Origin of the sequence: Streptomyces sp. NPDC001222 (assembly GCF_042896945.1) — a bacterium.
GTDB lineage: Bacteria > Actinomycetota > Actinomycetes > Streptomycetales > Streptomycetaceae > Streptomyces > Streptomyces gibsoniae.
Genome location: NZ_JBIAXT010000002.1, coordinates 118105 through 144942 on the forward strand (window position 1 = coordinate 118105; position 26838 = coordinate 144942).

The window sequence follows — 26838 nt, forward strand, 5'->3', positions numbered from 1 at the left end:
CTCATCCGCCGAGCCCGGTCGGGTCCACGGCTCCGGCCAGCGCCGACATGCCCGCGTCGTCGAGGTGGAGGTGGTCGCCCGAGTCGTAGTCCGGCCGAAGGCGGTAGGGACGGGCGGGGTCGCGGACGGCCGCGTCGAAGTCCGCGACTGCGTCGAACACCCCGCTGCGGATGAGGGCGTTGACCATGTGCCGCAGATCCTCACGCGCCGGCGTCCACGCGCTGTGCCCGCCGAAGGGGGTGAGGGTGGCGCCGATGACACGGATGCCATGCGTGTGTGCACGGGCCACGATCCGCCGGTAGGCGCGGACGAAGGCGCCCGGATCCGTCTCGGGCGGGCTGCCCTTGAGGTCGTTGACGCCCTCCAGGACGATCAGCGTGCGCACCCCGGTGCGGGAGAACACATCCGCGTCGAGACGGCGCAGCGCACTCGGCCCCACCCCGTCGCGCAGCAGACGGTTGCCGGAGATCCCCGCGTTCAGCACTCCGGGCCGCCGCTCGGCGGGCAGCAGCCGGCGCAGCCGCCCGGACAGCAGGTCGGGCCAGCGGTGGTCGGTGCCGTACGAGGATCCGTCGCCGTCGGTGAGGGAGTCGCCGAGCGCGACGACACTGTCGGGGGTGACCGTGCGCAGTACGTCGACGCCGGTCACGTAGTACCAGTGGGACACGCTGCCCGTGTACGCGGCGGCGGAGGTGTCGGCCGCCCGGTTGCCGTTCGTGGCGAGGAAGACCCGCTGCAGGGAGGTGCGGTGGTACGTCGCCGGGCCGCAGTCGCGGGAGGTGTGCACGGTGACGAGGAGGTTGGCGTCCGCCGGAACGGCCAGGTGGACGGGGTCGGTGACCCGGTCCTGGCCCGGCGGGACGATCACGGAGGTGGCGCCGGCGAAGGTGGCGATGCGCAGGGAGCCCGCCACCGCCGCGGGACTGCCGGCCGCGGGGGCCCGCTGCACCGCGACGGTGACGGTGTCGAGGTGCAGCGGAGCCGTGCCGAGTCGGTTGGAGAGACGGACCCGGGCGGCGCTGCCGCCGACGCTGACGTGCACGACGTTGCGGATGGAGGTGCCGGGCAGGGCGGGGGCGGTGCCGGAGGCGGCGGCCTCCCAGGTGCCGGTCCAGTGGGGTGCCGTCTCGGCCCGGCCGACGGCACCCGGGAAGGTGGCCGCGGTCGACAGGGTGGTGAGCACCGCGATGGCCAGGCAGCGGCGCCTGGTTCCGGTCAGCTGGGGCAGGTGGATCATACGGACTCGCCCTTTCCGCACCGGCGGCCCCGGACACGGGGCCGGGAAGCGCTCGATGTCTTCCCAGGACACGTCGACGGGCTAACACTTCGTCACACGTTCGGGTGACCGCCGGGCGGCGGCGCGGACACCCGCGGCGCCGTACGGGTGACCCGCACCGGTGTGCGGACCCCCGCGGCCGGCGCGCGGACGCATGCCGTGCGGGGCGGGCAGCGCCCTGCCTCGCACACGGCGTCGTACACACCGGCCGCGGTGCCCGTGCCCCTCAGCCCCGCCGTCCCCGCTTGGCCTCCATCGCCGCCCTCCCCTCGGCCCCCTTGCGCTTCCACTCGCGCCGCAGCTCCGCCCGCACCCGGGCATCCGTCTTCGCGACGATCCACTGGTTCTCGCGGAGCAGCTTCCGATAGCTGTCCAGCCGTCGCTCGGACAGCTCCCCGGCGTCGACGGCGGCGCGCACCGCGCATCCGGGTTCCGTGCCGTGCGCGCAGTCGTGGAAACGGCACTCCGTGGCCAGTTCCTCGATCTCGGAGAACACCTGGCCCACCCCGGTCTCGGCGTCCCAGAGCCCCACTCCGCGCAGCCCGGGGGTGTCGATGACTACTCCCCCGCCCGGCAGGACGAGCAGATTGCGCGTGGTGGTGGTGTGGCGGCCCTTGCCGTCCATGTCCCTGGTGGCCTGGACGGTCATGACGTCCTCGCCGAGCAGCGCGTTGGCGAGGGTCGACTTGCCGGCGCCGGACTGCCCGAGCAGCACGGACGTACCGCCGGAGACCACGGCGGCGAGGACGTCGACTCCCTCGCCCAGCCGAGCGCTGACCGGCAGCACCGGCACCCCGGGCGCGCTTGCCTCCACGTCCTTCACGAGATAGGAGAGCGTCACCGCGTCCGGCACCAGATCGGCCTTGCTGAGCACGACGACCGGCTGCGCCCCGGACTCCCAGGCCAGCGCGAGGAAGCGTTCGACGCGGCCGAGGTCCAGCTCCACGGCGAGCGAGACGGCGATGATCGCGTGGTCGACGTTGGCCGCGAGGATCTGCCCCTCGGACCGCTTGGAGGAGGTGGAGCGTACGAAGGCGGTACGGCGCGGCAGATACGTCCGTACGTACCGCGGATCGCTGCCTTCAGGGTCGACGGCGACCCAGTCCCCCGTGCACACGACCTTCATCGGGTCACGGGGAACGACGAACTCGGTGTCGGCGCGGACGATCCCGGCCGGGGTGACGACGTCGCACAGACCACGGTCGACCCGCACGACACGACCGGGCAGCAGCCCCTGCTCGGCACAAGGAGCGAACTCGGCTTCCCAGCCCTCGTCCCAGCCGTAGACGGCCAGAGGGTGCGACGAAACCGAAGGAGAAGACAGAAACAAGGGGAACCCTTCACAAGGGCGGCCCCGGCCCCGCGCACGTGTGCGCCGTGAGAAAGGTCAGCCGGAGACCACGGAGGTGCAGTGGACGAACTTCTGGTTGCGGGCAGCGCCCGTCACAGAGACAGCCATCGGTCACACCTCCCGATCCACACTCAGCCGACACGGCGACCAACGGCCACCGCACGAAGCAGCCCTCACCCTAGAGCGACACACAACCGAGTGCCACCGATTTATGCTCCTGTGCCCCCGCTCGGCCTTGCGCCCGGCGTCCGCCCGTCGACCGCCTTCCGGCCGCGGTGGCCTGCGGGCAATACCGCTGGCGGCAGCGGCACAGGTGCTTGCCTTGCCGTCCGTGTCCGGTCTTCCCAGCTTCTCGCGTACTGACAGCTGTGGGGGTGCGTGGAACGGCGATGCACACGGGCCCAGAAGCACAAACGACGTTTTTGCAGGTCAGAGCACCTTTGACGTCTACCACCTCTCTGTCCTTCACTCCCTGAGCAAGCGTCTGGCGGCGGTGCGGGGTGCGCCGTCGTGGTCGCTCGCCGCCGAGGGACGGTGTGGCGAGTCATTTTTTGATCTCGCGGCTCTTGGCGTGGCCGGGGTCAGCAGGGAAGGTCAAGGGTCACGCTGGCGCCGTGCGGGGTGTTGGCCGCGTACGCAGTTCCGTTGTGGGAGGCGGCGACTGCGGCCACCAGGGCAAGGCCGAGGCCGGAGCCGGGGCTGGTGCGGCTGGCTTCGGCGCGGGCGAATCGGTCGAAGGCGTTGGGCAGGAAATCGCCGGCGAAGCCGGAGCCGTGGTCCTCTACGGAAAGGCGGAGCCTACCGTCTGCGGCTTGGGCCCGGATGCGTACCTCGCCGTGGCCGTGACGCAGGGCGTTGTCGACCAGGTTGGCGATGGCGGGCTCCATCCAGCGCGAGTCCACCCGCACCACTGCGGGGGCCGCAGTCACGGTGAGGGTGCGGCCTTCGCGGGCGGCGGCCTTGCGGTGCCGGTCGGTTGCCGCGTGCACGAGGTCGGCCAGGTCGACGAGGGTGCGGTGGATCGGTTCGCCGCTGCCCAGTTGCTCCAGATCGAGCAGTGCGTTGGACAGCTCGATCAGGCGGTGCACCTCGGTGTCGACCGCGCGCAGGGTGTCGGTGAGCTCGTCGGCGGTGCGGGGGCGATGCAGGGCGAGGTCGAGTTCGGCGCGCAGCAGGGTGAGCGGGGTGCGCAGTTCGTGGCTGGCGTCGGCGATGAACCGATGCTCGCGTTCTGTGGACGCTTCGAGGTGGTCGAGCATCCGGTTGAGGGTGTGGCCGAGGCGGGTGAGCTCGTCGTCCCGGTCCGCGGGAACCGGCAGGCGCAGGCCCTGTACGCCGTCGGCGAGGGTGGCTGCCCCGCGGCGGTAGCGCTCGACAGGGCCGAGGGCCGCGCGGGCGGTGCGGTAGCCCACGTAGGAGGCGGCGAGCAGAGTCAGTGCGGAGGCGATGCCCAGTTGTCCGAGGAGCTCGCGCAGGGCCTCGTCGCGGTGCCCCCGGGCGACTGCGGCCACAGCGACCACGGTGTGGCCCTGAAGTGCGACGCCTGTGGCTTCCAGACGCAGTGGGTCAGGGCTGATCGGCAGGAGCGCACCCTGGTCACGCCGTACGGTGCGACCGCCGGTGACGGCGTCGAGTTCGGCCGGAGTGAGCAGGGATCGACCGTGCGCGGCGTTCCCGGCCTGCAACACGCCCCCGTGGGAGTTCAGTACCTGGTAGGTGCTGCCCGTGGGGCCGGCCGGGAGCCGTCCACCGCTGTTGACGGCCTTGGCCAGGCTGTGCTGGTAGACGGTGAGGTCCTCGTCCAGTTGCTGATCGAGGGCGTACTGGACGCGCCAGTACACGAACGCGGCGGTGCCGCTGAGGACGATCGACATGGCCAGCGCGACGGCCAGGACAAGACGCAGCACGATCGGCATCTGCCGGATGCGGACGCGCAGGCCGCCGACCTGCTCCGCTGGTCACTGGGGCGGCGAGCTGAGAGGTCTGTGCATCCGGCGCGGGCTCGGTGAGCATGAAGAACAGCGCTTCCAAAGGGGTCTTGTCGAGACTCAGCCCGCGCAGGGCAATGCCGGCCTTGACGATGTCGACGATCAGGGCGTCGATGGCCTCGTGCGGTCCCCATACGGCGAGGCCGTCGTCGGTGCGGGTGACCTCCAGTCCGCTGGCGCGGACGAGTGCCTCGGTGGCGGTGTCGTCGGTGGTGGTGATGCGGTGAGCCTGGGCGGGTGCCTGTTCGCGCAGGCCGGCGATCGATCCGTGGTAGGCGACCGTTCCGCTGCGCATGATGGTGACGTCGTCGCAGATCTGCTCGACTTCGCCCATGTCATGGCTGCTCAGCAGTACGGTCAGGCCGCTGGTGGCAAGGCGTTTGACCAGGGCCCGCATGTCGCGGATGCCGGCCGGGTCGAGCCCGTTGGCGGGCTCGTCGAGGACGAGGAGCTTCGGGTCGCGAACGAGGGATGCGGCGACACCGAGACGTTGTCGCATGCCGAAGGAGTATCCGCCCACCTTGTCTCGCTGGCGGTCGGTGAGGTCCACGATGTCGAGGACTTCCTCGATCCGGCCGGGTGCCGCACCACCGTCGAGTCCGGCGAGGAGTTCCAGGTTCCGTCGGCCGCTGAGCCCGGGATAGAACTTCGGACTCTCGATAAAGCCGGCCACGCCCTCAAGCACTGCGACACCATGCCTGTCCCACGAGCGACCGAAGACTTCCAAGGTGCCGCTATCGGGGCGAATCAGTCCGAACAGCATCCGCAGAAACGTCGTTTTCCCCGCGCCGTTCGGGCCGAGAAGACCGTAGACCTCGCCCTCGGCGACCTTGATGGAGATCCGGTCCACCGCAGTCAACGAGCCAAAGGCCTTGGTCAGTTCGGCGGCATCGACCGCCAGCACTTCGTTCATGCAGCGGCACCTTAGGGACGGCGCATGAAGCGAGCATGAAGCCCGCTGCGGCCTCCCCTGTGCTTGGTCGGACGAGCGGGCCGCCACCTCAGCGCAGAGGCCGTCCTTGACGTGGGGGCCAGTTTCGTTGCTCGTTTGCAGCGCTACCAGGCGCCGATGGTCTCAAGCAGGACGTGGAGGTCGTGGGCTGCTTCAGCGGTTGCCAGCATTGCGGATGCGAGGAGGGCCGCGGTTGCGGTGACCAGGGCCGGATGGCTGCCCAGGGGTGGCGCCAGGAGGGCGGCGACGCGGCGCGGCACCGGGCCCGCTTTGGCCAGCGGACCGCGTCGGCCCGCCCTCGCAAGTGGACTGCGGCGGCCGAGGATGCCGAGGGCTGCGTCTGCCGCCCGGACGAGGGCCGGCGCGCGGTGGGCGGCGAGGGCGGCCTTGCCGACGGTGCGGGCGACGCGGGTGCGGTCGCCGGTGACGGCGGCGGCGTTCTCGTCGGCCCAGCGTTCGATCGTGTAGATGACGGCGCCGGCGAGCGGGCGCAGCAGCGGGTTGGCGGCGGCGCCGAGTTGTGCGAGGGCTACGAAAACGTAGTGGTGGGCGTTCAGATGGGCCCGTTCGTGGGCGAGCAGGATGTCGTGGTCGGCCTGGTCCAGGGTGTGCAGCATGCCGGTGGAGACGACCACCCGTCCGGGGAGTCCGGGCAGCGCGTAGGCGTCGGGGACGTCGTCGTCGACGACGACCAGACCGTCGCGTGCGGGCATGCAGGCCGCGTCCACCGCAGCTGCGGCCAGGGTGCGCGCGCGGCGCCAGAGCATACGTGCGGCCATGAGTACGGCGCCGCCGAGCAGCAGCCCGGCGAGGAGGGCGATGGAGACCTGGGTGGGGTCGTCGTGCTGGGCGGTGTCGGTCGACCAATGGCCCGATTCGGCGAGTTGGGGGATGCGGATCAGTCCGGTGACGGCCAGCAGGCCCAGGGAGACGGTGCTCGCAGTGCCCAGGACCAGGGAGGAGGCGGTGAGCAGCCATGTGGCCAGGCGCGGTTCACAGCGCTCGGACAGCGGCCGGACGCCGAGCGAGGCGATCAACGAGAGCAGCAGCGGCAGGTAGACGGCGATGCGCATGCGGGCAGGCCTCTACTGGTCGGTGTCCGGGTCGGGGCCGAGCAGCTGGCGCAGCAGGTCGGCGTCCGTGTCGGACAGGCTGTCGGCGAAGCGGGCCAGAACGGCCTCGCGGTCGGGGCGCTCCTCCAGGACGGTGCGCATGCGGCGGGCGGCGAAGCCGGCCTCGTCGGTGACGGGTGTGTAGGCGTATGCCCTTCCGCGCGGCGTGCGGCTGAGCAGGCCCTTGGTGTGCATGCGGGTGAGGATCGTCACCACGCTGCTGTACGTCAGCTCGCCGCCGAGGTGGTCCGTCACCTCGCCCGGTGTCAGTGCTCCCTCGGCGCGCTGGAGCAGGCCGAGGATCTCCGCCTCGCGGACGCCGTTCGCCCGCTTCGGGCCCCGTTCTTGCGCATCGGCTGCCATGGGGTTTGTCGTTCTCCCGCTCGTCTTCTACAGTCGCGTAGAACTTCTACGGCCGTGTAAATGCTGTCGTCTCCTGAGTGTGCCATGCGTCCTTGCCCGCGGATAGGTCGCACTCTCCCCCTTGGCGGCGCACGGCAGGAAAGGACCTCGGGTGTTCCAGGCCCTCAATCCACTGGATGCCACCTCGCTGCTGACGGCGCTCGGCACCGCAGGCGTCTTCCTGGTGTTGTTCGCCGAGACCGGGCTGCTGATCGGATTCTTCCTGCCCGGCGACTCCCTGCTGTTCACGGCCGGGCTGCTGTGCGCGGGCACTGGCTCCGTCGGCGTGCATCTCACTCTCCCCGGAGTGCTGACCGCCGCCGTCTCCGGGGCACTGCTCGGCGCCCAGGTCGGCTATCTGCTCGGCCGCCGTGCCGGGCGGGCGCTCTTGGCTCGCACCCACGACCGGCACCTGATCGACGGTGCGGCTCGGGCCGAGGAGCTGCTCGCCCGCTATGGCCACGGCAAGGCCATCGTGCTCGCTCGCTTCATCCCGGTGGTGCGGACCGTGCTCAATCCGCTCGCCGGGGTCGCGGGGGTACCCCTGCGCGCCTTCACGCTCTGGCAGGTCACCGGCGGGCTGGTGTGGACGGTCGGCCTCGTCCTCGGCGGATACGCCCTCGGATCGAGCATCCCGAACGTCGACCATTACCTGCTCCCCCTGGTCGGCGTGGTCGTCGCGGTCTCCCTGCTGCCGCTGGTGCCGGAAGTGCTCCGCGCCCGTCGCGGCGGTGCCATGGACACGCTCCGCCGGTAACGGCTTCGCCGCATTCCCCACATCCTCACCCTCGCCTCGTCCACCGCAGAAAAGGATCCCCATGAGTGCCATCAGCATCGGCCAGGCCGTTGTCCTCGGAGTCGTCGAGGGGGTGACCGAGTTCCTGCCCGTCTCCTCCACCGGCCATCTGAAGATCACCGAGGGGCTGATGCGGATCCCGGTCGACGAACCCTCCGTCGTCGGCTTCACCGCCGTCATCCAGGTCGGCGCCATCGCCGCCGTACTCCTCTACTTCTTCAAGGACATCGTGCGGATCGTCTCCGCCTGGGGCCGCGGGATCCTCAACCGCGAGGAGCGGTACCACCACGACTACAAGTTCGCCTGGTGGGTCATCTACGCCACGATCCCGATCGTGGTCGTCGGTCTGGCCGCCAAGAAGCTCGTCGAGGGACCGCTGGGCTCGCTGTGGGTGGTGGCGGGTTCGCTGATCGTCGGCAGTGGCGTGATGTGGGTGGCCGACCAGATGGGCCGCCACAAGCGCGGCGAGGACGACACCAGCCTCAAGGACGCGATGCTGGTGGGCAGTGCGCAGATCCTCGCCCTGCTTTTCCCCGGCTTCTCCCGCTCGGGCGCCACGATGTCCACCGCGCTGATCCTCGACATCGACCGGGTCGCCGCCACCCGCCTCTCTTTCTTCCTCGGCATCCCGGCCCTGACCGGCGCCGGCCTGTACGAACTGAAGGACGCCGTGGGTGCCGGTGTGGGCGCGGCCCCGCTGGCCGTCGGCACTGCCGTCTCCTTTGCCGTCGCGTACGCCTCCATCGCCTGGCTGCTCAAGTTTGTCGCCAAGCACTCTTTCAACGCCTTCGTGATCTACCGGATCGTCGTCGGGGTGGGGCTGCTGGGTCTCCTGGCAACCGGAGTGCTCAGCGCCTGATCAGACAGACCGCACGGCAGCGGATGTAACGCCTGATACATTTCCCAGTGTGTCTGCTGTGTCGAACATGGAGTCGGCTAGTCGCTGGCTCGTACTCGTGATCAAGGTGCCGGCGGAACCGTCGCGGCACCGGGTGGCGGTCTGGCGTGAACTGCGCAAGATCGGCGCGCTCTCGCTCGGCCAGGGCATCTGGGCCGTACCGGACGTGCCGGTCTTCGCGGACGGCATCGCCCGTGCGATCGCGCTGACCGAAAAGGCGGACGGCCAGGCCGTGACCCTCAGCGCGGCCGGACGGGGTCCCGAGGACGCCGTCCGTTTCCAGGCGATGTTCACCGCCGCGCGGTCCGAGGACTGGTCGGAGTTCCTGGCCGACTGCGGCAAGTTCGAGGCGGAGTTGGCCAAGGAGATCCGCCACGCCAAGTTCACCCTGGCCGAGCTGGAAGAGGAGGAGCAGTCACTGGAACGGCTGCGGCGCTGGCACCGGGACCTGACCGCCCGCGACGTCTTCGGCTCACCGGAGGCGGCCGAAGCCGGCAAGCGGCTGAAGGAATGCGTCGCGGCCTGCGAGGACTACGCGGAACGTGTCTTCCGCGTCCTGCACGAAACACCGGGGGACGACCGATGACCCGGGCGACTCCGGTGCAGGCTGCGCCGCCCCGGCAAATGTGGCCGCTGTACGCGGCCGGATTCACCACCGCCTTCGGGGCGCACGGCATCGCCGCCAACCTCGGCGGCCACGCCCGGGGTGCGGTCACCTCGCTGCTGGTCCTCGGCGGCCTGCTCGCCCTGTACGACGGCGCCGAGGTACTCCTCAAGCCGGTGTTCGGCACCCTCGCCGACCGCGTCGGCGCCCGCCCGGTACTGCTCGGCGGACTCATAGCCTTCGCCGCAGCGTCCGCGCTGTACGTCGTCGCGGACAGTCCCGGCTGGCTGTGGGCCGCCCGACTCGGCCAGGGCGCCGCGGCCTCCGCCTTCTCGCCCTCCGCGTCCACGTTGGTGGCCCGCCTCAACCCGGCGGCCAAGCACGGCCGCTCCTTCGGCAGTTACGGCTTCCACAAGTCCATCGGCTACACCCTCGGCCCACTGCTCGGCGGTGTCCTGGTCTGGGCCGGTGGGCTGCGGCTGCTGTTCGCCGTCCTGGCGGTGCTGGGCGCGGCGGTCGCCGTATGGGCCGCGCTCGCTGTCCCCGTCCTACCACCACTGCCCAAGACCCGGCAGACGCTTCTGGACCTGGCCCGCCGACTGGCCGACCCGGCCTTCCTCACCCCGACAGGGGCCCTGGCCGCGGCGACCGCCGCCCTGTCGGTCGGTGTGGGCTTCCTTCCGGTCTCCGGCCGGGCCGCCGGTCTGGGCACGGTGGCCACCGGTGCCGCCGTGTCGGTGCTCGCCGCCTGCGCCGCGGTCGTCCAGCCGAAGGCCGGGCGCGCGCTGGACGACGGCCGTCTCACCACCCGCGGCGGTATCACGGCCGGTCTGCTGCTCACCGCCGCCGGCCTGGCCTGCGCCATACTGCCCGGCCTGATCGGCGTACTGTCCGCAGCCGCCCTGATCGGCGCCGGAACCGGACTGATCACCCCGCTCGGTTTTGCCGCCCTGGCCGTCGGCACTCCTGCGGAGCGTCTCGGTCAGACCATGGGCGCCGCCGAACTCGGCCGCGAACTCGGCGATGCGGGCGGCCCATTGCTCGTCGCGGCGGTCGCCTCCCTCACCACCCTCACCCACGGCTACGCCGCTCTCGGTGTCCTCCTCGCCCTCGGCCCACTGCTCACCTTCCTCAGGCGCCGCGCCGGGGGGTGAAACCTGCCCCGCAGGCGGCGCAGAGCGCGACGTCGGCGCCAAGTGCGACGCAGTCGGGGCAATGGAGGCGCCTGCGTCCGGTCTGTCCGTTGTCCGCTTCGGACTTCGGTCTGTCAGCACCACACGAAGATCAACGAGCGGGTCGCCGGGCTGGACGCCGGTGCCGACGACTACGTGGTCAAGCCGTCCGCCATGGAGGAGCTGCCGGCCAGGTTGCGCGCCATATCCCGGCGCCGCCCCGATCCGGCCGGCTCGAGGTCGGTGACCTCGTCCTCGATCCTGAACAGCAGCGCGCCTGGCGTACGGACGCCGAACCGGGGCTGACCCGGCGGGAGTTCACCGTGCTGCGGGTGCTCACGGAGATCGCGGGATGCGTCGTGTCGCGGCTCCGGCTGCTGGAGGAGGTGTGGGACGGCGAGGCCGACCTGCGCGGCTGTACGGCAACCACTGCACCACGCGTACAAGGCCCGCGGCCGGCCGCGGGTGCACTCTGCTGTCCGTTGCCCGGCTGGGACTGCAGTCGTCGCTGATTCGCCTTTCCGGGTACAGGCTCGGCTCAGGCGCCGGCGGCCGTGACGACGGCGTCCGTGGCGAAGCCGAGCAGGAGGCCGAGGAGGATGCACCAGGTGGTGAGTGTCTTCTGTCCCGTCTTGCGGGCGACGGCCAGCAGTTCGATGACAACGTAGAGGATGGATCCGGCGGCGAGGCCGAGGAAAGCGATGGACAGGGTGTCGTTGACCAGGTGCTGGCCGACGATCGTGCCGAGAAAGGTAGGGCCGCCGCCGATCAGGCCGAGCCACAGGAGGGTGAGCCAGGACGGGCGTTCGCCCTCGGCGGCCAAGGGGGCGACGATACCGAAGCCCTCGGTGGCGTTGTGCAGTCCGAACCCGATGATCAGCAGCACGGCGAGGGAGAGCTCACCCTTCGCGGCGGAGTTGCCGATGGCCAGGCCCTCGGCGAAGTTGTGCAGGCCGATGCCGGTGGCGATCATCAGCGCGAGCGAGCCCGCCTGACTGCGGGTCTTCGGGGCGAGTTCGGCGGTGGAGGCGGCGCCAGGCCCAACAGGTTGCGACTGGGCGGCACGTCGGCCGGCGATCCAGCCGTCATAGTGCACGAGCCCGGCCAAGCCGATCGCCAGACCGGCGGCAAGTGTGATCCCACCCGAGGCGACGGTTCCCCAGTCGTGCTTGCTCAGCGCCCCGTCGATCGGCTCCCACGCGTGGGTCAACACGTCCCACACGAGGAAGATCAGGATGCCTATGGCCACGGCGTTGAGCCCGGCCCTGAGACGGGGGGTGGGTGTGCGAAGGCGCCCTATGGGGAGGCCGAGATAGATGGTGAAGCCGGCTATGGCGCCGAGCAGGGCGATGTTCGCGCTGGACATGGGTGACTCTCCGGTCGGATGTGCACAGGAAGCACACAGAAGCTAAGCCAGGGAAGCCTTACCTAACAACCTGACGCACCCCGCTTCATGAAGACTTGGCCAAGTCATTGCGCATCGGCGCCGCGCGCCTGCTCCTGCGTCCTCCTGACCCACGGGGCGCATCCGGCACCGGCCCGCCGATCAAGCCGAGCTGGGCGTCTCGCCGGGTGCTGCGGACCGGGGCAGAAGGCCGTGGCCATCTATCCGGTGCTGCATCCCGCTTGCGGTTACCGACAGCCAGTCCTTCAGGGAGAGGCCGCCTTCGCCGCGCCATGCCGCCTCGGCCACCGCGTCGATGACGCTGCACGCCCAGAACACCCCGTCGTCAGCTCCGTGAACAGCGCCCCGTTCCGCGTCTTTCAATCCGCACCAGCCGCTGCGTCGAGCCGCGGAACGTCTGCCGCTCCTTCACCCGCATCGCCCGGTCCGCCAGCCTCCCCGTGATCCGTCTGCACGATACGCACCACGGCACCGCAACCCTCCTCACGGCCGCCGGAGTCGCACCCAGCCCGTGCTGGAGACGACGTCGCACAGACCACGGTCGACCCGCACGACACGACCGGGCAGCAGCCCCTGCTCGGCACAAGGAGCGAACTCGGCTTCCCAGCCCTCGTCCCAGCCGTAGACGGCCAGAGGGTGCGACGAAACCGAAGGAGAAGACAGAAACAAGGGGAACCCTTCACAAGGGCGGCCCCGGCCCCGCGCACGTGTGCGCCGTGAGAAAGGTCAGCCGGAGACCACGGAGGTGCAGTGGACGAACTTCTGGTTGCGGGCAGCGCCCGTCACAGAGACAGCCATCGGTCACACCTCCCGATCCACACTCAGCCGACACGGCGACCAACGGCCACCGCACGAAGCAGCCCTCACCCTGGAGCGACACACAACCGAGTGCCAGTCATTCACGCCCCCCGCCCACTCGGTGTCCGGCCTCGCGCCCCCGCGCGCCTCGGTGATCCACCGCGGCCCGCCGACCTGTGCTAGGGTTCGCCAGTTGCAGTTGTGGTACCCATGAACCTATGTGCGCCTGACGGGAATGTTTCTCCTTGAGGCGCATTATTTGTTTTCCGGCATCTCCGGATGGGGCCTCTGCCTACAGATACGGAGAAGGTCATGGCACAGGGAACCGTTAAGTGGTTCAACGCCGAAAAGGGTTTCGGCTTCATCCAGCAGGACGGCGGCGGCCCCGACGTTTTCGCCCACTACTCGAACATCGCGACCCAGGGCTTCCGTGAGCTCCAGGAGGGCCAGCGGGTCTCCTTCGACGTCACGCAGGGCCAGAAGGGCCCGCAGGCGGAGAACATCGTCCCCGCCTGATCGCCGGACGCGTATCCGCTCGCCGGGGTCCGCACCGCCATGGTGCGGACCTCGGTTTGTGCTGTTTTCAGGAAGGCAGACAACCGTATGTCCCGCAGGCCCCAGAAACCGAACCGGCGCGTTTCGTCACCCCCACCGTCCGCGTCGTCGCCACGGGATTTCCGGCTGCCGGAAAGCACGACACCCGCACTTCCCGCCGTCGAGGACTTCGCCGGTCTGGACATGCCCGCGGGTCTGCTGAAGACCCTCACCGCGCAAGGTGTCACCACGCCCTTCCCCATCCAGGCCGCCACGCTGCCCAACTCGCTCGCCGGCCGTGATCTGCTGGGACGGGGACGCACCGGCTCCGGCAAGACCCTCGCGTTCGGACTTGCGCTCCTGGCCCGTACGGCCGGGCTGCGCGCGGAGCCCAAGGCACCCCTGGCCCTCGTGCTGGTGCCCACCCGTGAGCTCGCCCAGCAGGTGACCGACGCGCTGACCCCGTACGCGACGGCGGTGAACCTGCGGCTCGCCACCGTGGTCGGCGGGCTGTCCATCACCAAGCAGGCCGCTACGCTCCGGCGCGGCGCCGAGGTGCTCGTGGCGACCCCCGGCCGGCTCAACGACCTCGTGGCACAGGGTGACTGTGTGCTCGGCGACGTACGTATCACGGTGCTGGACGAAGCCGACCAGATGACCGACATGGGCTTCCTGCCGCAGATCACCAAGCTGATCCAGCAGGTACGGCCCGACGGTCAGCGCATGCTCTTCTCGGCCACCCTGGACGGCAACATCGACCGCCTGGTGCAGCGGTTCCTCACCGACCCCGTGGTGCACTCCGTGGACCCGTCCGCGGGAGCGGTGCCCACCATGGAGCACCACGTGCTCCACGTCCTGGACGAGACCGACAAGAAGGCCGTCACCACGCGCATCGCCGCCCGCGACGGCCGGGTCATCCTGTTCCTCGACACCAAGAGGTCCGCCGACCGGCTCACCAAGCGGCTCCTGGCCGTAGGTGTCCGCGCGGCGGCGCTGCACGGAGGCCGCTCCCAGCCGCAGCGGAACCGCACCCTGGAACAGTTCAAGAACGGCCAGGTCACCGCGCTGGTCGCGACGAACGTCGCGGCGCGGGGCATACACATCGAGGACCTCGACCTCGTCGTGAACGTCGATCCCCCGACCGACCACAAGGACTACCTCCACCGGGGCGGACGCACGGCCCGCGCCGGCGGCTCCGGCAGCGTGGTCACGCTGGTCCTCCCCGACCAGAAGCGGGACGTCACCCGGCTCATGTCGGACGCGGGCATCCGCCCCCGAACGGCCCGCATCACGTCGAGCGACGCGGCACTGGCCACCATCACCGGCGCCCGCGAGCCGTCCGGCGTGCCTGTCACCATCGAGGTCCCCCAGCCGGCGACACCGACGGCGTCCCGCCCGGACCGGAAGGCCGACACCAAGTCCGGCAGCAGCCGCCGACGCCGAAACGGCGGGCGGCCCGGAGCCCCGACAGATGCCGCCACCAGGACGGCCGGCCGGGGCTCGGACCGCCGGACCCCCACCGGGGCGACCGCGTCCGGTGACACCTCCGCAACCAGCGGGCGCGGCTCCACCCGCCGTACGGGAGCCGCAGGGGCCACGAGAGGTGCCGCCGGCGCGGGCGGCCGCACCTCCGACCGCCGAGCCGCGGCCGGTGCGGCGACCGGGACCGCAGCCGGCACGGACACCCGCGGATCCCGCCGACGAGGGGCGACCGGCGGAGCCACGGGCGGCACCGCCGGCACCGGCGGCCGCACCTCCGACCGCCGAGGCGGCCGCCGCACCTCGGGCGCCTAGGTGTCCACCACCGCTGCCACACCGCACTCGGCGGCCACCCACCGATCAGCCGCGTAAACAACGCTCCAGGTCGATACATCTAGGGCCTGTCGTCGAACTCGCGTCGTCGCCGGGAAGGCGGCCCTACGGCGTCAGGTGCGTGCTCTGGGGGTACCCCCTGCTCGAAGAGTTTGGGGGGTGCCGGGCGGAAGCCCTCGTACTGGAGGTACGTGGGGTTTCGCCCGGTGCGGCGGTGGGGCTACCGCCCGTGCGAGCGAAGCCGAGCGTGGGGGAGCGTGCATGGCCTCGCGGGTCAGGCGGGAGTTCGACGACAGGCCCAGTGCCCCGGCCGGAATGGTTCAGGGCTCGGGATGCCCGGCCGGCCTTTCCGGACACAGCGCGTGGCGGCCCGTGCGGTGCCCTCGGACATACGGATGTCGTGCGCCGGCCGACGACACCGGAGGTCTCGAGCTGATCCGAGCACGGCGCTCCGCGCGGCGGCGTCGCCTTCGTTCTCCAGTCCCTCGGCCAGGCTCTCGTACCACCGCCTCCGCGACATCACATATCGAGGTGCGGTCCAGGTGATCCCGGTCGTCTGCGGTGTGCCCAGGGCGATCACATATTCAGGTGATGCTGGGGTTCGCCGCCTCAGGACACCATGTGGCTGTCTGCTGTCGGCGTCGACCCGGTCGGCCCCGGACGGACGCGCGCAGACAAGTCGTCAGGTGAGCACGATCGGACGGAGAATCATGTCCACAGACACTGCTGTCGGCTACGAGGTGTTCGTCGCCGACCCGCAACCGATGAACGTACCCGGACTGCTGCCCAACGGGGAACCTCGCCGCTACCAGCCCATCGCGGTCACTCTCGTCCACGGCCGGCAGGACGCCGTACTCGTCGACCCGCCCCTGACCACCGAACAGGCGGTGGCGGTCGGAGAATGGGTCGAGGCGGGCGGAAAGCGGCTGACGCACATCGTCGCGACCCACGGACACGGTGACCACTGGTTCACCGCCGACCTGCTCGCCCGACGCTTCGGCGCCCAGGTGATTGCCTCCGCCGCCACCATCGAGCAGATGCACAACAACGTGTCTGCCCGGGAGGCGCTTTGGGACGCGATGTGGCCGGGCCGGATTCCGCCGTCTCCTGTCACGGCCGTCACGGTGCCCGACAACCGCATCACCCTCGAAGGGCACGATCTCGACATCGTGGAAGTGGGGCACGCCGACAGCGACGACTGCACTGTGCTGCATGTGCCGGACCTCGATCTGGTGGTGGCCGGCGACGTGATCTACAACGGCGTGCACCTGTATCTCGGTGAGGCGGCCGACGGCAGTTTCGACGCCTGGCGGACGGCCATCGACACGGTCGCCGCGCTGGAACCCCGGCGCATCGTGGCAAGCCACCAGAACAAGAACCTCGATGACGACGCCGGACGGCTCATCGCCGAGACCCGCCAGTACCTCGATGTCGCCGAGGCCGAGTTGGCCGCGCACAAGACGCCGGTCGACTTCTTCCACGCGATGCTCGAACGCTGTCCCGAGCGTCTCGGGGCGACTGTTCTGTGGGTCAGCTCACGAGCACTGTATCTCGCGCGTGAGGGCGGCGACCCATGGCAGAACCTCTTGAAGGCCTGGCTGTGAAGACACTGCAGGCGGCTCAACCGTGCTCCGGGGAGCAGGCGTCGCGCACCCGGCGGTGCCCCTGGGGAAGGGGACTTCCCGGCGGGACGAAGGACCCGAGTCGTCCGAGGCTCAGCCGGTCGTCGAGCAGGTGGCGCCGTTCACCGTGAAGGCGTGTGGTTCGCCGTTGGTGCCGTTCCAGGTGGCGTTGAACCCCACGGCGAAGGTGCCGTTCGCGGCGACCTGCTTGTCGTAGTCGGCGGCGTGCGCGGTGACCTCGGAGCCGTCCTGGGTGTAGGTGCCGTCCCACATCTGGGTGATGTGCTGGCCGTCCCCGAAGGTCCAGTCGATGTGCCAGTCGTCGAGCGCCTTGGTCGAGGTGACCTTGACCGTGGCCTGGAAGCCCTGCGGCCACTCGCTGACGATGTCGTACTTCACCCGGCAGGTCGAGGGCGGCGGCGGGGCGGGGGCCGCCGACGCCGTGGTCGGGTCGGCCACCGGGCTGGTCGACTTCCCCTGGGGTTCGGTGTCGCGGTCACCGCTCTTGGGGGTGCTGCCCGAGTGGGCCGGGCGCGTGGCGTGGGACGCGCCGGTCGGCGTGTGGCCCGGGGTCGTGCCGAGGGCCGGCACGGACGGCGTGGCCGCGATCGCCCCCTCGGCCGGGTCGCCGCTCGCGCTCGCCCGCCCGCCCGAGTCGCCGAGTTGCATCAGCGAGACCGTCAGCGCCAGCGCGGACACGATCACGGCCGCGGCCAGGATCCCGGACCGGCCCATCCGGGGCCGCGCCACGGCAGCACCCACCGAGATGCCCCGGTCGGCGCCCGCGTCCGTACGTCCTCCGCTCAGTCCCGCCTCCGCGGCCCGGCGCCGCCTTTCCAGATAGGCGAGCCCGCCCCAGCCGATGACTCCGCTCGCCAGCGCGGCGGGCGTGCCACCGCCGTACAGCCGCAGACAGGCCGCGGCCTCCGCGCACTCCACGCAGGTGGCGAGGTGCCGTGAGAGGTCTTCGGGCGTGTCGGCACCCGGGGAGCGGGTGACCGCGTCGAGAAGCCGGGCATAGCTGCGGCAGTCCGTGCCCATCGGCGTGTCGAGATGGTTGCGCCGGCAGCGGTCCCGGAACAGCGCCCGCACCTGGATGACTTCCTGCGCGGCGGTCGCCGGATCCAGGCCGAGCCGGCGGGCCACGTCCAGCAGAGGCAGCGCCTCCACCTCCACGAGCCACAGCAGCGCCGCGTCCGGCTCCTGAAGGTCCTTCAGCCCACGCAGGGCCAGCGGGCGCGTCAGGGGCGGGCCGGTGTACCGGGCGGCCTTCGGGGAGTTCAGCCACAGGCGCAGATCCGGGTCGAGCAGATGTCCCTTGCCCTCGTCCTCCCAGGCGGCGGCGGTGCTGCGGACCGCGGTGAGCAGCATCGGGATCCGGGGCAGCCGCGGGGTGCGGCGTCCGCTGGTCCGCTCCTGGGTCTGGGCCTCACGTGCCTCGTGGATGCCGCGGCTGAACGCCTCGGTGGCCAGTTGCCGGCCGGCCGACGACCCGGAGGTGCACAGATCGGCGTACGACAGGACCGCGTCCCAGCACTCGGAGAACAGCGCCGCCTCGGCGGCGTCCTGAGGGGTCGGCAGGTCAGGCATGACGGGCTCCTGCATCAACTGCTTCCACAAGCAAAGCCAACGCACCTGAAATACAGGGGAGTTGGGGCCGTCTCACGGCAGGCCCAGAGCCTTTCACGCTTCCCGCACAACTGACAAGCGGCGTATTCAAATACCGTGGAAGGGCTTGCTTCCGCCGAGGGGTACGCGCACGGGCCCCGGCACGACTCAGCGTGCCGGGGCCCGTGATGCGTTTGTTACCCGTGTTACACGCGAGCGGGCTCCTCGGTGGTCTCCTGGGCCGGGAGGCTGTCCATGAAGGAGCTGACCGAGAACACCGCGCGGCCCGGTCCGGGCGGCCCGTAGCCGGGCGGGGAGGAGAGCCCGAAGTCGTCCATCGTGGCGCGGTAGGCCTCCAGCAGACGGATGTGGTACTCCAGCGGCGCGCCCTGCGGGTTGGCCTTGCCGAGCGGGGTCGTCGGCTCCGGACACCAGGTGGTGAAGCGGGGTGTGATGCCGTGCGACATGAAGAAGCGCAGGCCCTCCGTGGTGGAGGTGATCGCCTCGTCGACCGTGGTGAAGCCGAAGGGTTCGGCCATCTCCACGCCCGCCACGAAGTTGGGGATCACATTGCGCGCGCCGAACACGTCCGCGGAGTCCAGGATCCTCCGGTGCCACTCGTCCCGGTCGACGTACCGCTCCTTGCCCGGGCAGTACAGCTCGAACAGGCGCCGGTCCCACACCTCGAAGTTGGGGTGGTAGATCTGCACGCCGTAGTCCTTGAAGCGCTGTACGTCGTCCTTCGGCAGCGCCTGGGCGACGACCTTGCCGATCCAGCGGCCCGGGAAGCGCTCCTCGATGGCCTTGGCATAGTGCCCGTAGAAGTCGGCCTCGTCCCGGCCCGCGACCTTGGACGTGATCGCGCCGCCGGTGAGGGTGTAGGCGGTGGACGCCTTCTGGGTGTCGTACCGGTCGATGATCTCCAGCGCCTCGAGGACCTCCTCGACGTCCTTCACGCCGGTGTACGGGCGGCCGGCCGCCTTGTGCTGGCGCCAGTTGTGGTTGATGTCGCAGTACTGGCACTCCTCCTTGGCGCCGAAGTACTGGCAGACCCGGAAGACCGTGAGGTAGATGAGATAACCCCACTGGATGGTGGGGGCCACCTCCATCACGGACTTCCCGTTGGCGAGGGTGTGCCGGTAGTACTCGGGCATGGGCGGCACCCCGACGTCCGCGATCCGCCGTCCGTCGAGGTAGAGGCCGAGCAGCCCCTCCTCGTCGGCGGCCACCCGGTAGGGCGAGGACGGGTTGACGCGCACGGAGACGACGGTCCGGCGCAGGTCGTAGGGGCCGCCGGTGAGGATGATCTCCTCCGGCGGGCGGCGCAGCGCCGCCTCGCCCAGCTCGGGCAGGGTGCCGTGGTCGAAGGAGAAGATGAAGTACGACTTCGGCTTGACCTCGCCCTTCTCGTTGTCCGAGAGGGCGGACGCATCGAAGGCCACACCCCCGCGGAGCAGGTCCTCCTTGAAGACGGCTTCCCGCGGTACGTGCGGGAAGCGCTCCATCAGATCCTCGACCAGTTCGGTGCGGCTGCCCATCCCGTATCTCCTCCCGGCTCAGGCGTTCGACTCCTCACGGTATGCCCCCGCCTGCGCGTCAGCCGTGCCGGGTCCCCTCGCGCCGCGCGATGTGTCCTGGTACGGCGATGTCCGGCGGCAGCCGCGGGTCCGGCACGGGCGCGCCCCACAGCGAGGTGAGCGGCAGTTCACCGGCCCACCGGCCCAGCTCCGCGTCGGGCCCGTCGCCGTCGTCGGGCGCGCCGGTACGGATCTTGACCGAGGCCTCTTCGAGGGACAGGGCGAGCAGGGTGGTGGCGGCCAGCTCCTTGCGGTTCGGCTGCCGGGCGTACGACCACTGCCCCGGGGTCGCGTGCTCGGTGAGCCGGCGCAGTCCCGCCAGCTTCTCCTCGGGATCGGTGACGCGGCGGGGCACGCCGTGGATCACGGCGCTGCGGTAGTTCACCCCGTGCTCGAAGACGGACCGCGCGAGGACCAGCCCGTCGACGTGTGTGACGGTCACGCAGACGGGGGTGCCGCCGGTGAGACTGCGGCTGGCGACCGAGCCATGGAGGTAGAGCTGCTGCTCGTCGCGCCCGTAGACGGTGGGCACGACCAGCGGCCGGCCGTCGACGACCACGCCGAGGTGGCAGACGAACCCCGCGTCGAGGATCGCGTCGAGATCGGCCCGCCGGAGGCTGCCCTGGTCGCGCAGGCGGCGGTGCGTCGTCAGCTCGGTCTGCGGGAGGGCGGCGGAAAGCGGCGGAGGCTGCGTCATGACCAGCGAGGCTACCGATATAGGTTCGCCGGTGGATGCGGGGATGTGACGGCGGAGGTGGCAGATGCCACGGGGAGGGACGACGCGATGACCGAGAGCGTGACCAACTGGGCGGGCAACATCACCTACGCCGCCGAGGAACTGCACCGGCCGGGCTCGCTCGACGCACTCAGGGCGCTGGTCGCCGCGCACCCGAAGGTCCGGGTCCTGGGCAGTGGGCACTCCTTCAACGAGATCGCCGAACCGGGCCCCGACGGTCTGCTGGTCTCGCTGTCCGCGCTGCCGGGCGAGGTGGACGTGGACACCGTGGCCCGTACGGTACGGGTGGGCGGAGGCGTCCGGTACGCCGAACTGGCCCGGGTGGTGCACGAGCGCGGGCTCGCCCTGCACAACATGGCGTCCCTGCCGCACATCTCGGTGGCGGGTTCGGTGGCGACCGGCACGCACGGCTCGGGAGTCGCCAACGGCTCGCTCGCTTCGGCCGTGCGCGAGGTGGAGCTGATCACGGCGGACGGGTCGACGCTGCGCATCGGGCGTGGGGACCGCCGCTTCGACGGCGCGGTGACCGCGCTCGGGGCGCTCGGCGTGGTCAGCGCGCTCACCCTGGACCTGGAACCGGACTTCCGTGTCGAGCAGCATGTGTTCACCGAACTGCCGCTGGAGGGGCTGGACTTCGAGACCGTGGCGGCGACGGCGTACAGCGTCAGCCTGTTCACCGACTGGCGTGCTCCGGGATTCCGGCAGGTGTGGCTGAAGCGGCGCACCGACCAGCCGCTGCCGGACTTCCCCTGGGCCCGTCCGGCCACGGAGGCGATGCATCCGGTGCCTGGCATGCCCGCGGTCAACTGCACCCGGCAGTTCGGCGTCCCGGGGCCCTGGCACGAGAGGCTTCCGCACTTCCGGGCGGACTTCGTGCCGAGCAGCGGCGCCGAGTTGCAGTCGGAGTATCTGCTGCCGCGCCCGTACGCCCTTGAGGCGCTGCACGCCCTGGACGCGATCCGTACGACGGTGGCGCCCGTGCTGCAGACCTGTGAGGTACGTACGATCGCCGCCGACGCCCAGTGGCTGAGCCCCGCGTACGGGCGGGACTCGGTGGCGCTGCACTTCACCTGGGTCGAGGACACGGCGGCCGTGCTGCCGGTGGTGCGGCGGCTGGAGGAGGCGCTCGACCCGTTCGAGGCCCGCCCGCACTGGGGCAAGGTGTTCACCGTGCCCGCGCGGACGCTCCAAGCGCGCTACCCGCGGCTCGCCGACTTCGCGGCGCTCGCGGCGGAGCTGGATCCGGCGGGGAAGTTCCGCAACGCGTTCGTGGGGGACGTCCTGAAGGCCGCCGGGACGACGCCCTGAACGCGACCGCCGCTGCTCCTCGCTCCGGTCGCAGCACCAGGTTCTCCAGGTGACTGAGCCTCCTGCCTCGCCGCGGCCCGGGAGTCGTACGACACCGTCGCCGCCGATCACGCCGGCCCTCGTCGAGAATCCGTCGATGACAACGCGATCGGCGGCATCCTGGCGTACCACTCCACCCACCCCACGCCTGAGGAGCAACTGCCTGTCGGGTTCACCGAGTTCCACTCCACCCTGGCGCCCGGTGGCCATCTGATGCCGGCCGGCCACGCGGGAAACGGTGAGCGCCGGCGTCCGGCACACGCCTACGGTGGCCACCCCGTGTCCTTCGAGTCTCATCTGCTGCCCCCGGACCGGATCGCCGAACCGCTGAGCCAGGCCGGTCTCGTCGTCACCGCCCGGCTGATGCAGGCTCCCGGGGAAGGGGCCCCGCGGACGATCGCCGCCTCCATGGCCCACAAGCCTGCCGTCGAGCGGGCGGCTTGACTTCATCAGCCCCCAGCGACGTTCTGCCCTGCTTCGTAAAACCCCTTTCCTAACCCCTTGCAGAAAGCCTGCGGCGGTCATAGGCTCGCGCCGCGCCGAGGTTCGGGCGGAGGCGCAGGAAGCCGGAGGAGATGCTGAAGCGGGGGGACGTCGGATGAAGCCGGGCACGTCGCGCGACATTCGTACCGCGAACCGGTACGAGGTGCTGCGCCAGATCATCGCCCACTCGCCGACGTCCCGGCCTGAGCTGGCGGCCGCAACCGGGCTCAGTCTGCCCACGGTCGCCACGCTCGTCGGTGAACTGCTCGACCTCGGGTTGCTGACCGAGGTCGGTTTCGAGGAGTCGGCGGGCGGGCGACCGCGCGGTCTGGTCGCGGTCAATGCGTCGGGGGGCGCCCTGATCGGCGTCGACCTGGCGGAGACATACGTCCGCGTCGAGCTGTTCGACCTGGCGCTGAACGTACTGGCCCGTGCCGACGAGGACATGCCGCCCGGCCGGACCCGCCCCGACCAGGTCGTCGCCCAAGTGGCGGCGGCCGTGGACTCCGTGGTCGCGCGAGCCGGCGTGGAGGGCTCCCGGGTGCTGGGGACCGGCATCAGCGTGCCCGGCCAGGTCGACCGCGACCGGGGCGTGGCCGAGTACGCCGCGAACTGGGGCTGGCACGATGTGCCGCTGCTCGACCTGCTCGCCGAGCACATCACCCATCCCCTGTACCTGGACAACCCGCTGCGTGCCAGCGTGGTCGCCGAGCTGTGGTTCGGCGCGGCCCGTGGGCGCGAGGACGCCGTGGTCGTCAACCTGGGCACGGGCGTCGGTGCCGGGCTGGCGCTGGGCGGCCGACTGCACCGGGGGGTCAGCAACAGCGCGGGCGAATGGGGCCATACGACGCTGGTGCTCGACGGGCGGCCGTGCCACTGCGGCGACCGGGGCTGTGTGGAGGCCTACGTCGGGGCGCCCGGCATCATGCGGAACCTGCGGGAACTGAGCCCGAACAGCCCCCTGTTGCATCCCGGGGACCAGACCGCCACGATCGACTCCCTCGCCCGCGGGGCCGCCGACGGCGACCCTGTCGCGCTCGACGTCGTCCGCGCCACCGCCCGTCACCTGGGTCCCGCGATCGCCGATCTGGTCAATCTGCTCAACCCCGAGGTGGTGGTGCTCAGCAGCTGGGTCGCGGCGGCGCTCGGCGAACCACTGCTGACCGAGGTGCGCGCGGCCGTCGAACGGCACGCACTCAGACGCCCGTTCACCGTCACCGAGATCGTCCTGTCCCCGATCCCCACCGACCCGGTGTGCCTCGGCGCCGCGACCTTCGCCCTGGAAGGGGCGCTTCAGCCGGCCGGCCCCGGCCGGAGAACCGGCCCCGGACCCGGGCCGCGCACCGCTCCCGCGAAAAGCCGCACCTGATCCTGCCGTCGCCGTCTCGATCCCGCACCGCTGAGCTAGGAGAACGATGACCTTCCGCGCCTCCCCCGAGCTCTCGTCCTCTCCCTCCTCGACCTCGTCTTCCTCCTCAACCTCCACTGCCGTCGACTACGTCGAGGACGTCTCCCCGGGCAGCGGCAGCCTGCCGCCGCGCGCCTGGTACGCGTCCTCGGACGCTGCCTCCCTCTCCCTGAACGGCAGTTGGCGCTTCCGGCTGGCGCCGACGGCGGACGCCCACGACGACTCGTTCGCCGAGCCCGGTTACGACGCCGGCGACTGGGCGCAGGTCGCCGTGCCCGGCCACTGGGTGCTCCAGGGCGACGGCTCCTTCGGGTCCCCCATTTACACCAACCACCTCTACCCCTTCCCGGTCGACCCGCCCCGCGTCCCCACCGAGAACCCCACCGGCGACCATCTGCGCCTGTTCGACCTGCCGGACGACTGGCCGTCGGACGGCGGGACGGTGCTGCGCTTCGACGGCGTGGAGTCCTGCGCCCGGGTGTGGCTGAACGGCACCGACATCGGCGAGTTCAAGGGCTCCCGGCTGCCGCACGAGTTCGCCGTCGGGCATCTGCTCCGACCGCGCGGCAATGTGCTCGCGGTCCGCGTCCACCAGTGGTCCGCGGGCTCGTACCTGGAGGACCAGGACCAGTGGTGGCTGCCGGGCATCTTCCGGGACGTCACGCTGCTGCACCGCCCCGCTGGCGCCGTCCTCGACTTCTTCGTGCACTCCTCGTACGACCATCTGTCCGGCGAGGGCACGCTGAAGGTCGACTCGGACATGGACGGCCGGGTCACCGTGCCCGCGCTCGGTATCGATGTCGCCACCGGCGAGTCGGTGACCGTCCCCGTGGTGCCGTGGTCCGCGGAGGCCCCCGAGCTCTACGACGGCGTGCTGGCCACCGAGGGCGAGCGGGTGCCGCTGCGGATCGGCTTCCGCACGGTCGCGCTCCAGGACGGTCTGATCAAGGTCAACGGCAGGCCGGTACTCTTCAAGGGCGTCAACCGGCACGAGTGGCACCCCGAGAAGGGCCGCGCGCTCGATCCGGAGACCATGCGCGCGGACGTGCTGCTGATGAAGCGGCACAACATCAACGCCGTCCGCACCTCGCACTACCCGCCGCACCCCGCCTTCCTGGACCTCTGCGACGAGTTCGGCCTCTGGGTGATCGACGAGTGCGACCTGGAGACCCACGGCTTCACCGAACAGGCCTGGCGCGACAACCCGGTCGACGACGACCGTTGGACCCCGGCGCTCCTCGACCGCGCCGCCCGTATGGTCGAACGCGACAAGAACCACCCGTCGGTCGTCATCTGGTCCCTGGGCAACGAGGCCGGCACCGGGCGCGGGCTGACGGCGATGGCCGAGTGGATCCACGGCCGGGACGGCTCCCGGCTCGTGCACTACGAGGGCGACCGGACCTGCCGTGACACGGACATGTACTCGCGGATGTACGCCTTCCACGGCGAGGTGGAGAGGATCGGCCGGGGGCTGGACGGCGGCGGTCTCAAGCGGCGTGAACTCCCCTTCATCCTCTGCGAGTACGGGCACGCCATGGGCAACGGGCCCGGCGGGATCGCCGACTACCAGCGGCTCTTCGAGACGTACGACCGGCTCCAGGGCGGCTTCATCTGGGAGTGGATCGACCACGGCATCAAGGACGACCGGTACGGCTTCGCCTACGGCGGCGACTTCGGTGAGGAGCTGCACGACGGGAACTTCGTCTGCGACGGGCTGCTGTTCCCGGACCGCAGGCCCTCGCCGGGCCTGATCGAGTTCAAGAAGGTCGTCGAGCCGGTCCGGATCGAGGGCGAGGGCCGCAGCGGCACCGTGCGGATCCGCAACGGGCATGACGCCGTCGACCTCTCGGCCCTCGCCTTCGAGTGGTCCTTCCAGGCGGACGGCGAGACGGTCGCGTCGGGCGCGCTGTCGGTGCCGGTGCTCGCGCCGGGCGAGTCGGCGGACGTGAAGCTGCCGGAGCCGCCCGATGTGCGGGGAGCCGAGAGCCACTGGACGGTGCGGGCGGTCCTGGCCTCCGACACCGGATGGGCGCCGCAGGGGCACGAGGTGGCGTGGGGCCAGTTCCCCGTGACCCGGCGGCCGTCGGTACGGGTCGCCCCGGACCGCGCCCCCGTCGTCGCCGACGGCCGGATCACACTCGGTCCGGCCACCTTCGACGCCCGCACCGGCGCGCCGTTGACGATCGGCGAGGTGGACCTGACCGGTCTGCGCGTGGATGTGTGGCGGGCCCCCACCGACAACGACGACGGTGCCTCATGGCAGGGCGACCCCCGCTACGGTCTGCTGTGGCGGAAGCTCGGCCTGCACCGGATGCGACACCGGCTGGACGCCGTGGAGCCTGGCGACGACGCGTTGACCGTGCGGACGCGGTTGGCGCCCGCCGCCCGGGAGGTCGGCCTCGCCACGGTGTACCGCTGGACGTCCGACGGGGAGCGGCTGAGGCTGACCGTGTCCGTCGCGCCCGAGGGCGACTGGACGGTGCCGCTGCCCCGGCTCGGCATCCGGTTCGGGCTGCCGGGCTCGGTGGACCGCGTGCGGTGGTACGGCGGCGGCCCCGGCGAGGCGTACCCGGACACGAGGTCGGCCTCCCGGATCGGCCGCTGGGAGTCCACGGTCGACGAACTCCAGACGCCGTACGTCAAACCGCAGGAGAACGGCGCCCGGGCCGATGTCCGCTGGGCCGAGATCGGCGGTCTCAGGATCGAGGGTGACCCGGAGTTCTGGTTCAGCGCCCGGCGCTGGACGAACGAGGAGCTGGACGCGGCCGGGCACCTGACCGACCTCACGCCCGGCGACAGGGTGTGGGTGAACCTCGACCACGGCCAGCAGGGCATCGGCTCCCAGTCGTGCGGCCCGGGACCGCTGCCGCAGTACTTCCTGCGGGTCGAGCCCGCGGAGTTCTCCTTCGTGTTCGCACCGGCCGGCTGACGGTACGGGTACGCCGTCCGGCGGTCCG

20 protein-coding genes and 3 pseudogenes are annotated in these 26838 nt (G+C 71.0%); 12 read left to right on the top strand and 11 right to left on the bottom strand.

The features are described 5' to 3' along the window. Nucleotide 1: 1 nt before the first annotated feature. The 6 genes and pseudogenes from ACFY2Z_RS03615 to ACFY2Z_RS03640 all read right to left on the bottom strand — a co-directional run bounded on the left by ACFY2Z_RS03615 (nt 2) and on the right by ACFY2Z_RS03640 (nt 7042). Nucleotides 2-1237 carry an SGNH/GDSL hydrolase family protein gene (locus ACFY2Z_RS03615; RefSeq protein ID WP_390742527.1) on the bottom strand — a complete coding sequence of 412 codons (1236 nt, stop codon included), beginning with the start codon at nt 1235-1237 and terminating at the stop codon, nt 2-4. A 265-nt stretch (nt 1238-1502) separates the two neighbouring features. Continuing rightward, nucleotides 1503-2606 carry a ribosome small subunit-dependent GTPase A gene (gene rsgA / locus ACFY2Z_RS03620; RefSeq protein WP_390742528.1) on the bottom strand — a complete coding sequence of 368 codons (1104 nt, stop codon included), beginning with the start codon at nt 2604-2606 and terminating at the stop codon, nt 1503-1505. A gap of 602 nt (nt 2607-3208) precedes the next feature. Then, nucleotides 3209-4534, bottom strand: coding sequence for an ATP-binding protein (locus ACFY2Z_RS03625; protein WP_390742529.1), 1326 nt, complete (start codon nt 4532-4534; stop codon nt 3209-3211). Between the two features lie 463 nt (nt 4535-4997). After that, nucleotides 4998-5528: pseudogene (locus ACFY2Z_RS03630) on the bottom strand (ABC transporter ATP-binding protein); the annotation flags it as partial. A 143-nt stretch (nt 5529-5671) separates the two neighbouring features. Continuing rightward, complete coding sequence (locus ACFY2Z_RS03635) at nt 5672-6640, bottom strand: M48 family metalloprotease (protein ID WP_390742530.1); 969 nt, start codon at nt 6638-6640, stop codon at nt 5672-5674. A gap of 12 nt (nt 6641-6652) precedes the next feature. Continuing rightward, the gene (locus ACFY2Z_RS03640) at nt 6653-7042 is read right to left on the bottom strand and encodes a BlaI/MecI/CopY family transcriptional regulator (RefSeq protein WP_390742531.1); all 390 of its coding nucleotides are present in this window, start codon (nt 7040-7042) and stop codon (nt 6653-6655) included. Nucleotides 7043-7193: 151 nt separating this feature from the next. Here ACFY2Z_RS03640 and ACFY2Z_RS03645 point away from each other — a divergent pair, with 151 nt between their 5' ends. The 4 genes from ACFY2Z_RS03645 to ACFY2Z_RS03660 all read left to right on the top strand — a co-directional run bounded on the left by ACFY2Z_RS03645 (nt 7194) and on the right by ACFY2Z_RS03660 (nt 10533). Then, entirely contained in the window at nt 7194-7838 is a 645-nt protein-coding gene (locus ACFY2Z_RS03645) for a DedA family protein (protein ID WP_390742532.1), read from the top strand. A 61-nt stretch (nt 7839-7899) separates the two neighbouring features. Further along, nucleotides 7900-8736 (top strand): undecaprenyl-diphosphate phosphatase, encoded by an 837-nt coding sequence (locus ACFY2Z_RS03650; RefSeq protein WP_390742533.1) that lies wholly within the window; start codon nt 7900-7902, stop codon nt 8734-8736. 67 nt (nt 8737-8803) lie between these two features. Further along, nucleotides 8804-9361 carry a Chromate resistance protein ChrB gene (locus ACFY2Z_RS03655; RefSeq protein WP_390742534.1) on the top strand — a complete coding sequence of 186 codons (558 nt, stop codon included), beginning with the start codon at nt 8804-8806 and terminating at the stop codon, nt 9359-9361. 38 nt (nt 9362-9399) lie between these two features. After that, nucleotides 9400-10533 carry an MFS transporter gene (locus ACFY2Z_RS03660; protein WP_390742905.1) on the top strand — a complete coding sequence of 378 codons (1134 nt, stop codon included), beginning with the start codon at nt 9400-9402 and terminating at the stop codon, nt 10531-10533. Between the two features lie 556 nt (nt 10534-11089). Here the strand turns inward: ACFY2Z_RS03660 and ACFY2Z_RS03665 are convergent. After that, a complete protein-coding gene (locus tag ACFY2Z_RS03665; RefSeq protein ID WP_390742535.1) occupies nt 11090-11917 on the bottom strand; it encodes a ZIP family metal transporter in 828 nt (275 codons plus the stop codon). Between the two features lie 404 nt (nt 11918-12321). Here ACFY2Z_RS03665 and ACFY2Z_RS03670 point away from each other — a divergent pair. Continuing rightward, a pseudogene (locus ACFY2Z_RS03670) lies at nt 12322-12462 on the top strand (site-specific integrase); the annotation flags it as partial. Here ACFY2Z_RS03670 and ACFY2Z_RS03675 read toward each other — a convergent pair. Then, a pseudogene (locus ACFY2Z_RS03675) lies at nt 12455-12625 on the bottom strand (GTPase RsgA); the annotation flags it as partial. The pseudogenes ACFY2Z_RS03670 and ACFY2Z_RS03675 sit on opposite strands and share 8 nt — an antisense overlap. 441 nt (nt 12626-13066) lie before the next feature. Between ACFY2Z_RS03675 and ACFY2Z_RS03680 the strand changes: the two are divergent. The 3 genes from ACFY2Z_RS03680 to ACFY2Z_RS03690 all read left to right on the top strand — a co-directional run bounded on the left by ACFY2Z_RS03680 (nt 13067) and on the right by ACFY2Z_RS03690 (nt 16704). After that, a complete protein-coding gene (locus ACFY2Z_RS03680; RefSeq protein WP_023544341.1) occupies nt 13067-13270 on the top strand; it encodes a cold-shock protein in 204 nt (67 codons plus the stop codon). A gap of 87 nt (nt 13271-13357) precedes the next feature. Continuing rightward, a complete protein-coding gene (locus ACFY2Z_RS03685; protein WP_390742536.1) occupies nt 13358-15082 on the top strand; it encodes a DEAD/DEAH box helicase in 1725 nt (574 codons plus the stop codon). A gap of 728 nt (nt 15083-15810) precedes the next feature. Next, on the top strand, nt 15811-16704 hold the full coding sequence (locus ACFY2Z_RS03690; protein WP_390742537.1) for an MBL fold metallo-hydrolase: 894 nt from the start codon (nt 15811-15813) through the stop codon (nt 16702-16704). Nucleotides 16705-16815: 111 nt separating this feature from the next. Here ACFY2Z_RS03690 and ACFY2Z_RS03695 read toward each other — a convergent pair whose 3' ends face one another. The 3 genes from ACFY2Z_RS03695 to ACFY2Z_RS03705 form a co-directional block, all read right to left on the bottom strand. Further along, nucleotides 16816-18312, bottom strand: a complete 1497-nt coding sequence (locus ACFY2Z_RS03695) for a cellulose binding domain-containing protein (protein ID WP_390742538.1) — start codon at nt 18310-18312, stop codon at nt 16816-16818. A gap of 224 nt (nt 18313-18536) precedes the next feature. Next, complete coding sequence (locus ACFY2Z_RS03700) at nt 18537-19868, bottom strand: radical SAM protein (RefSeq protein ID WP_390742539.1); 1332 nt, start codon at nt 19866-19868, stop codon at nt 18537-18539. A 58-nt stretch (nt 19869-19926) separates the two neighbouring features. Further along, nucleotides 19927-20604, bottom strand: coding sequence for a pyridoxamine 5'-phosphate oxidase family protein (locus ACFY2Z_RS03705; RefSeq protein WP_390742540.1), 678 nt, complete (start codon nt 20602-20604; stop codon nt 19927-19929). Between the two features lie 87 nt (nt 20605-20691). On the opposite strand from ACFY2Z_RS03705, the gene ACFY2Z_RS03710 reads away from it, so the two are divergent. The 4 genes from ACFY2Z_RS03710 (at nt 20692) to ACFY2Z_RS03725 (ending at nt 26810) form a co-directional block, all read left to right on the top strand. Further along, on the top strand, nt 20692-21951 hold the full coding sequence (locus ACFY2Z_RS03710) for an FAD-binding protein (protein ID WP_390742541.1): 1260 nt from the start codon (nt 20692-20694) through the stop codon (nt 21949-21951). Between the two features lie 318 nt (nt 21952-22269). Then, nucleotides 22270-22434 (top strand): hypothetical protein, encoded by a 165-nt coding sequence (locus ACFY2Z_RS03715; RefSeq protein ID WP_390742542.1) that lies wholly within the window; start codon nt 22270-22272, stop codon nt 22432-22434. A 154-nt stretch (nt 22435-22588) separates the two neighbouring features. Beyond that, nucleotides 22589-23842, top strand: a complete 1254-nt coding sequence (locus ACFY2Z_RS03720) for an ROK family transcriptional regulator (protein WP_390742543.1) — start codon at nt 22589-22591, stop codon at nt 23840-23842. Between the two features lie 46 nt (nt 23843-23888). Further along, entirely contained in the window at nt 23889-26810 is a 2922-nt protein-coding gene (locus tag ACFY2Z_RS03725; protein ID WP_390742544.1) for a glycoside hydrolase family 2 TIM barrel-domain containing protein, read from the top strand. The last annotated feature ends 28 nt before the right edge of the window (nt 26811-26838 follow it).

Bases quoted from the DNA above. Each gene is read 5' to 3' on its own strand.
- ACFY2Z_RS03705 (WP_390742540.1), bottom strand. From the start codon at position 20,604: ATGACGCAGCCTCCGCCGCTTTCCGCCGCCCTCCCGCAGACCGAGCTG.
- ACFY2Z_RS03690 (WP_390742537.1), top strand. From the start codon at position 15,811: ATGTCCACAGACACTGCTGTCGGCTACGAGGTGTTCGTCGCCGACCCG.
- ACFY2Z_RS03665 (WP_390742535.1), bottom strand. From the start codon at position 11,917: ATGTCCAGCGCGAACATCGCCCTGCTCGGCGCCATAGCCGGCTTCACC.
- ACFY2Z_RS03640 (WP_390742531.1), bottom strand. From the start codon at position 7,042: ATGGCAGCCGATGCGCAAGAACGGGGCCCGAAGCGGGCGAACGGCGTC.
- ACFY2Z_RS03655 (WP_390742534.1), top strand. From the start codon at position 8,804: ATGGAGTCGGCTAGTCGCTGGCTCGTACTCGTGATCAAGGTGCCGGCG.
- ACFY2Z_RS03650 (WP_390742533.1), top strand. From the start codon at position 7,900: ATGAGTGCCATCAGCATCGGCCAGGCCGTTGTCCTCGGAGTCGTCGAG.
- ACFY2Z_RS03695 (WP_390742538.1), bottom strand. From the start codon at position 18,312: ATGCCTGACCTGCCGACCCCTCAGGACGCCGCCGAGGCGGCGCTGTTC.
- ACFY2Z_RS03615 (WP_390742527.1), bottom strand. From the start codon at position 1,237: ATGATCCACCTGCCCCAGCTGACCGGAACCAGGCGCCGCTGCCTGGCC.
- ACFY2Z_RS03660 (WP_390742905.1), top strand. From the start codon at position 9,400: ATGTGGCCGCTGTACGCGGCCGGATTCACCACCGCCTTCGGGGCGCAC.
- ACFY2Z_RS03700 (WP_390742539.1), bottom strand. From the start codon at position 19,868: ATGGGCAGCCGCACCGAACTGGTCGAGGATCTGATGGAGCGCTTCCCG.
- ACFY2Z_RS03720 (WP_390742543.1), top strand. From the start codon at position 22,589: ATGAAGCCGGGCACGTCGCGCGACATTCGTACCGCGAACCGGTACGAG.
- ACFY2Z_RS03685 (WP_390742536.1), top strand. From the start codon at position 13,358: ATGTCCCGCAGGCCCCAGAAACCGAACCGGCGCGTTTCGTCACCCCCA.
- ACFY2Z_RS03710 (WP_390742541.1), top strand. From the start codon at position 20,692: ATGACCGAGAGCGTGACCAACTGGGCGGGCAACATCACCTACGCCGCC.
- ACFY2Z_RS03635 (WP_390742530.1), bottom strand. From the start codon at position 6,640: ATGCGCATCGCCGTCTACCTGCCGCTGCTGCTCTCGTTGATCGCCTCG.
- ACFY2Z_RS03725 (WP_390742544.1), top strand. From the start codon at position 23,889: ATGACCTTCCGCGCCTCCCCCGAGCTCTCGTCCTCTCCCTCCTCGACC.
- ACFY2Z_RS03680 (WP_023544341.1), top strand. From the start codon at position 13,067: ATGGCACAGGGAACCGTTAAGTGGTTCAACGCCGAAAAGGGTTTCGGC.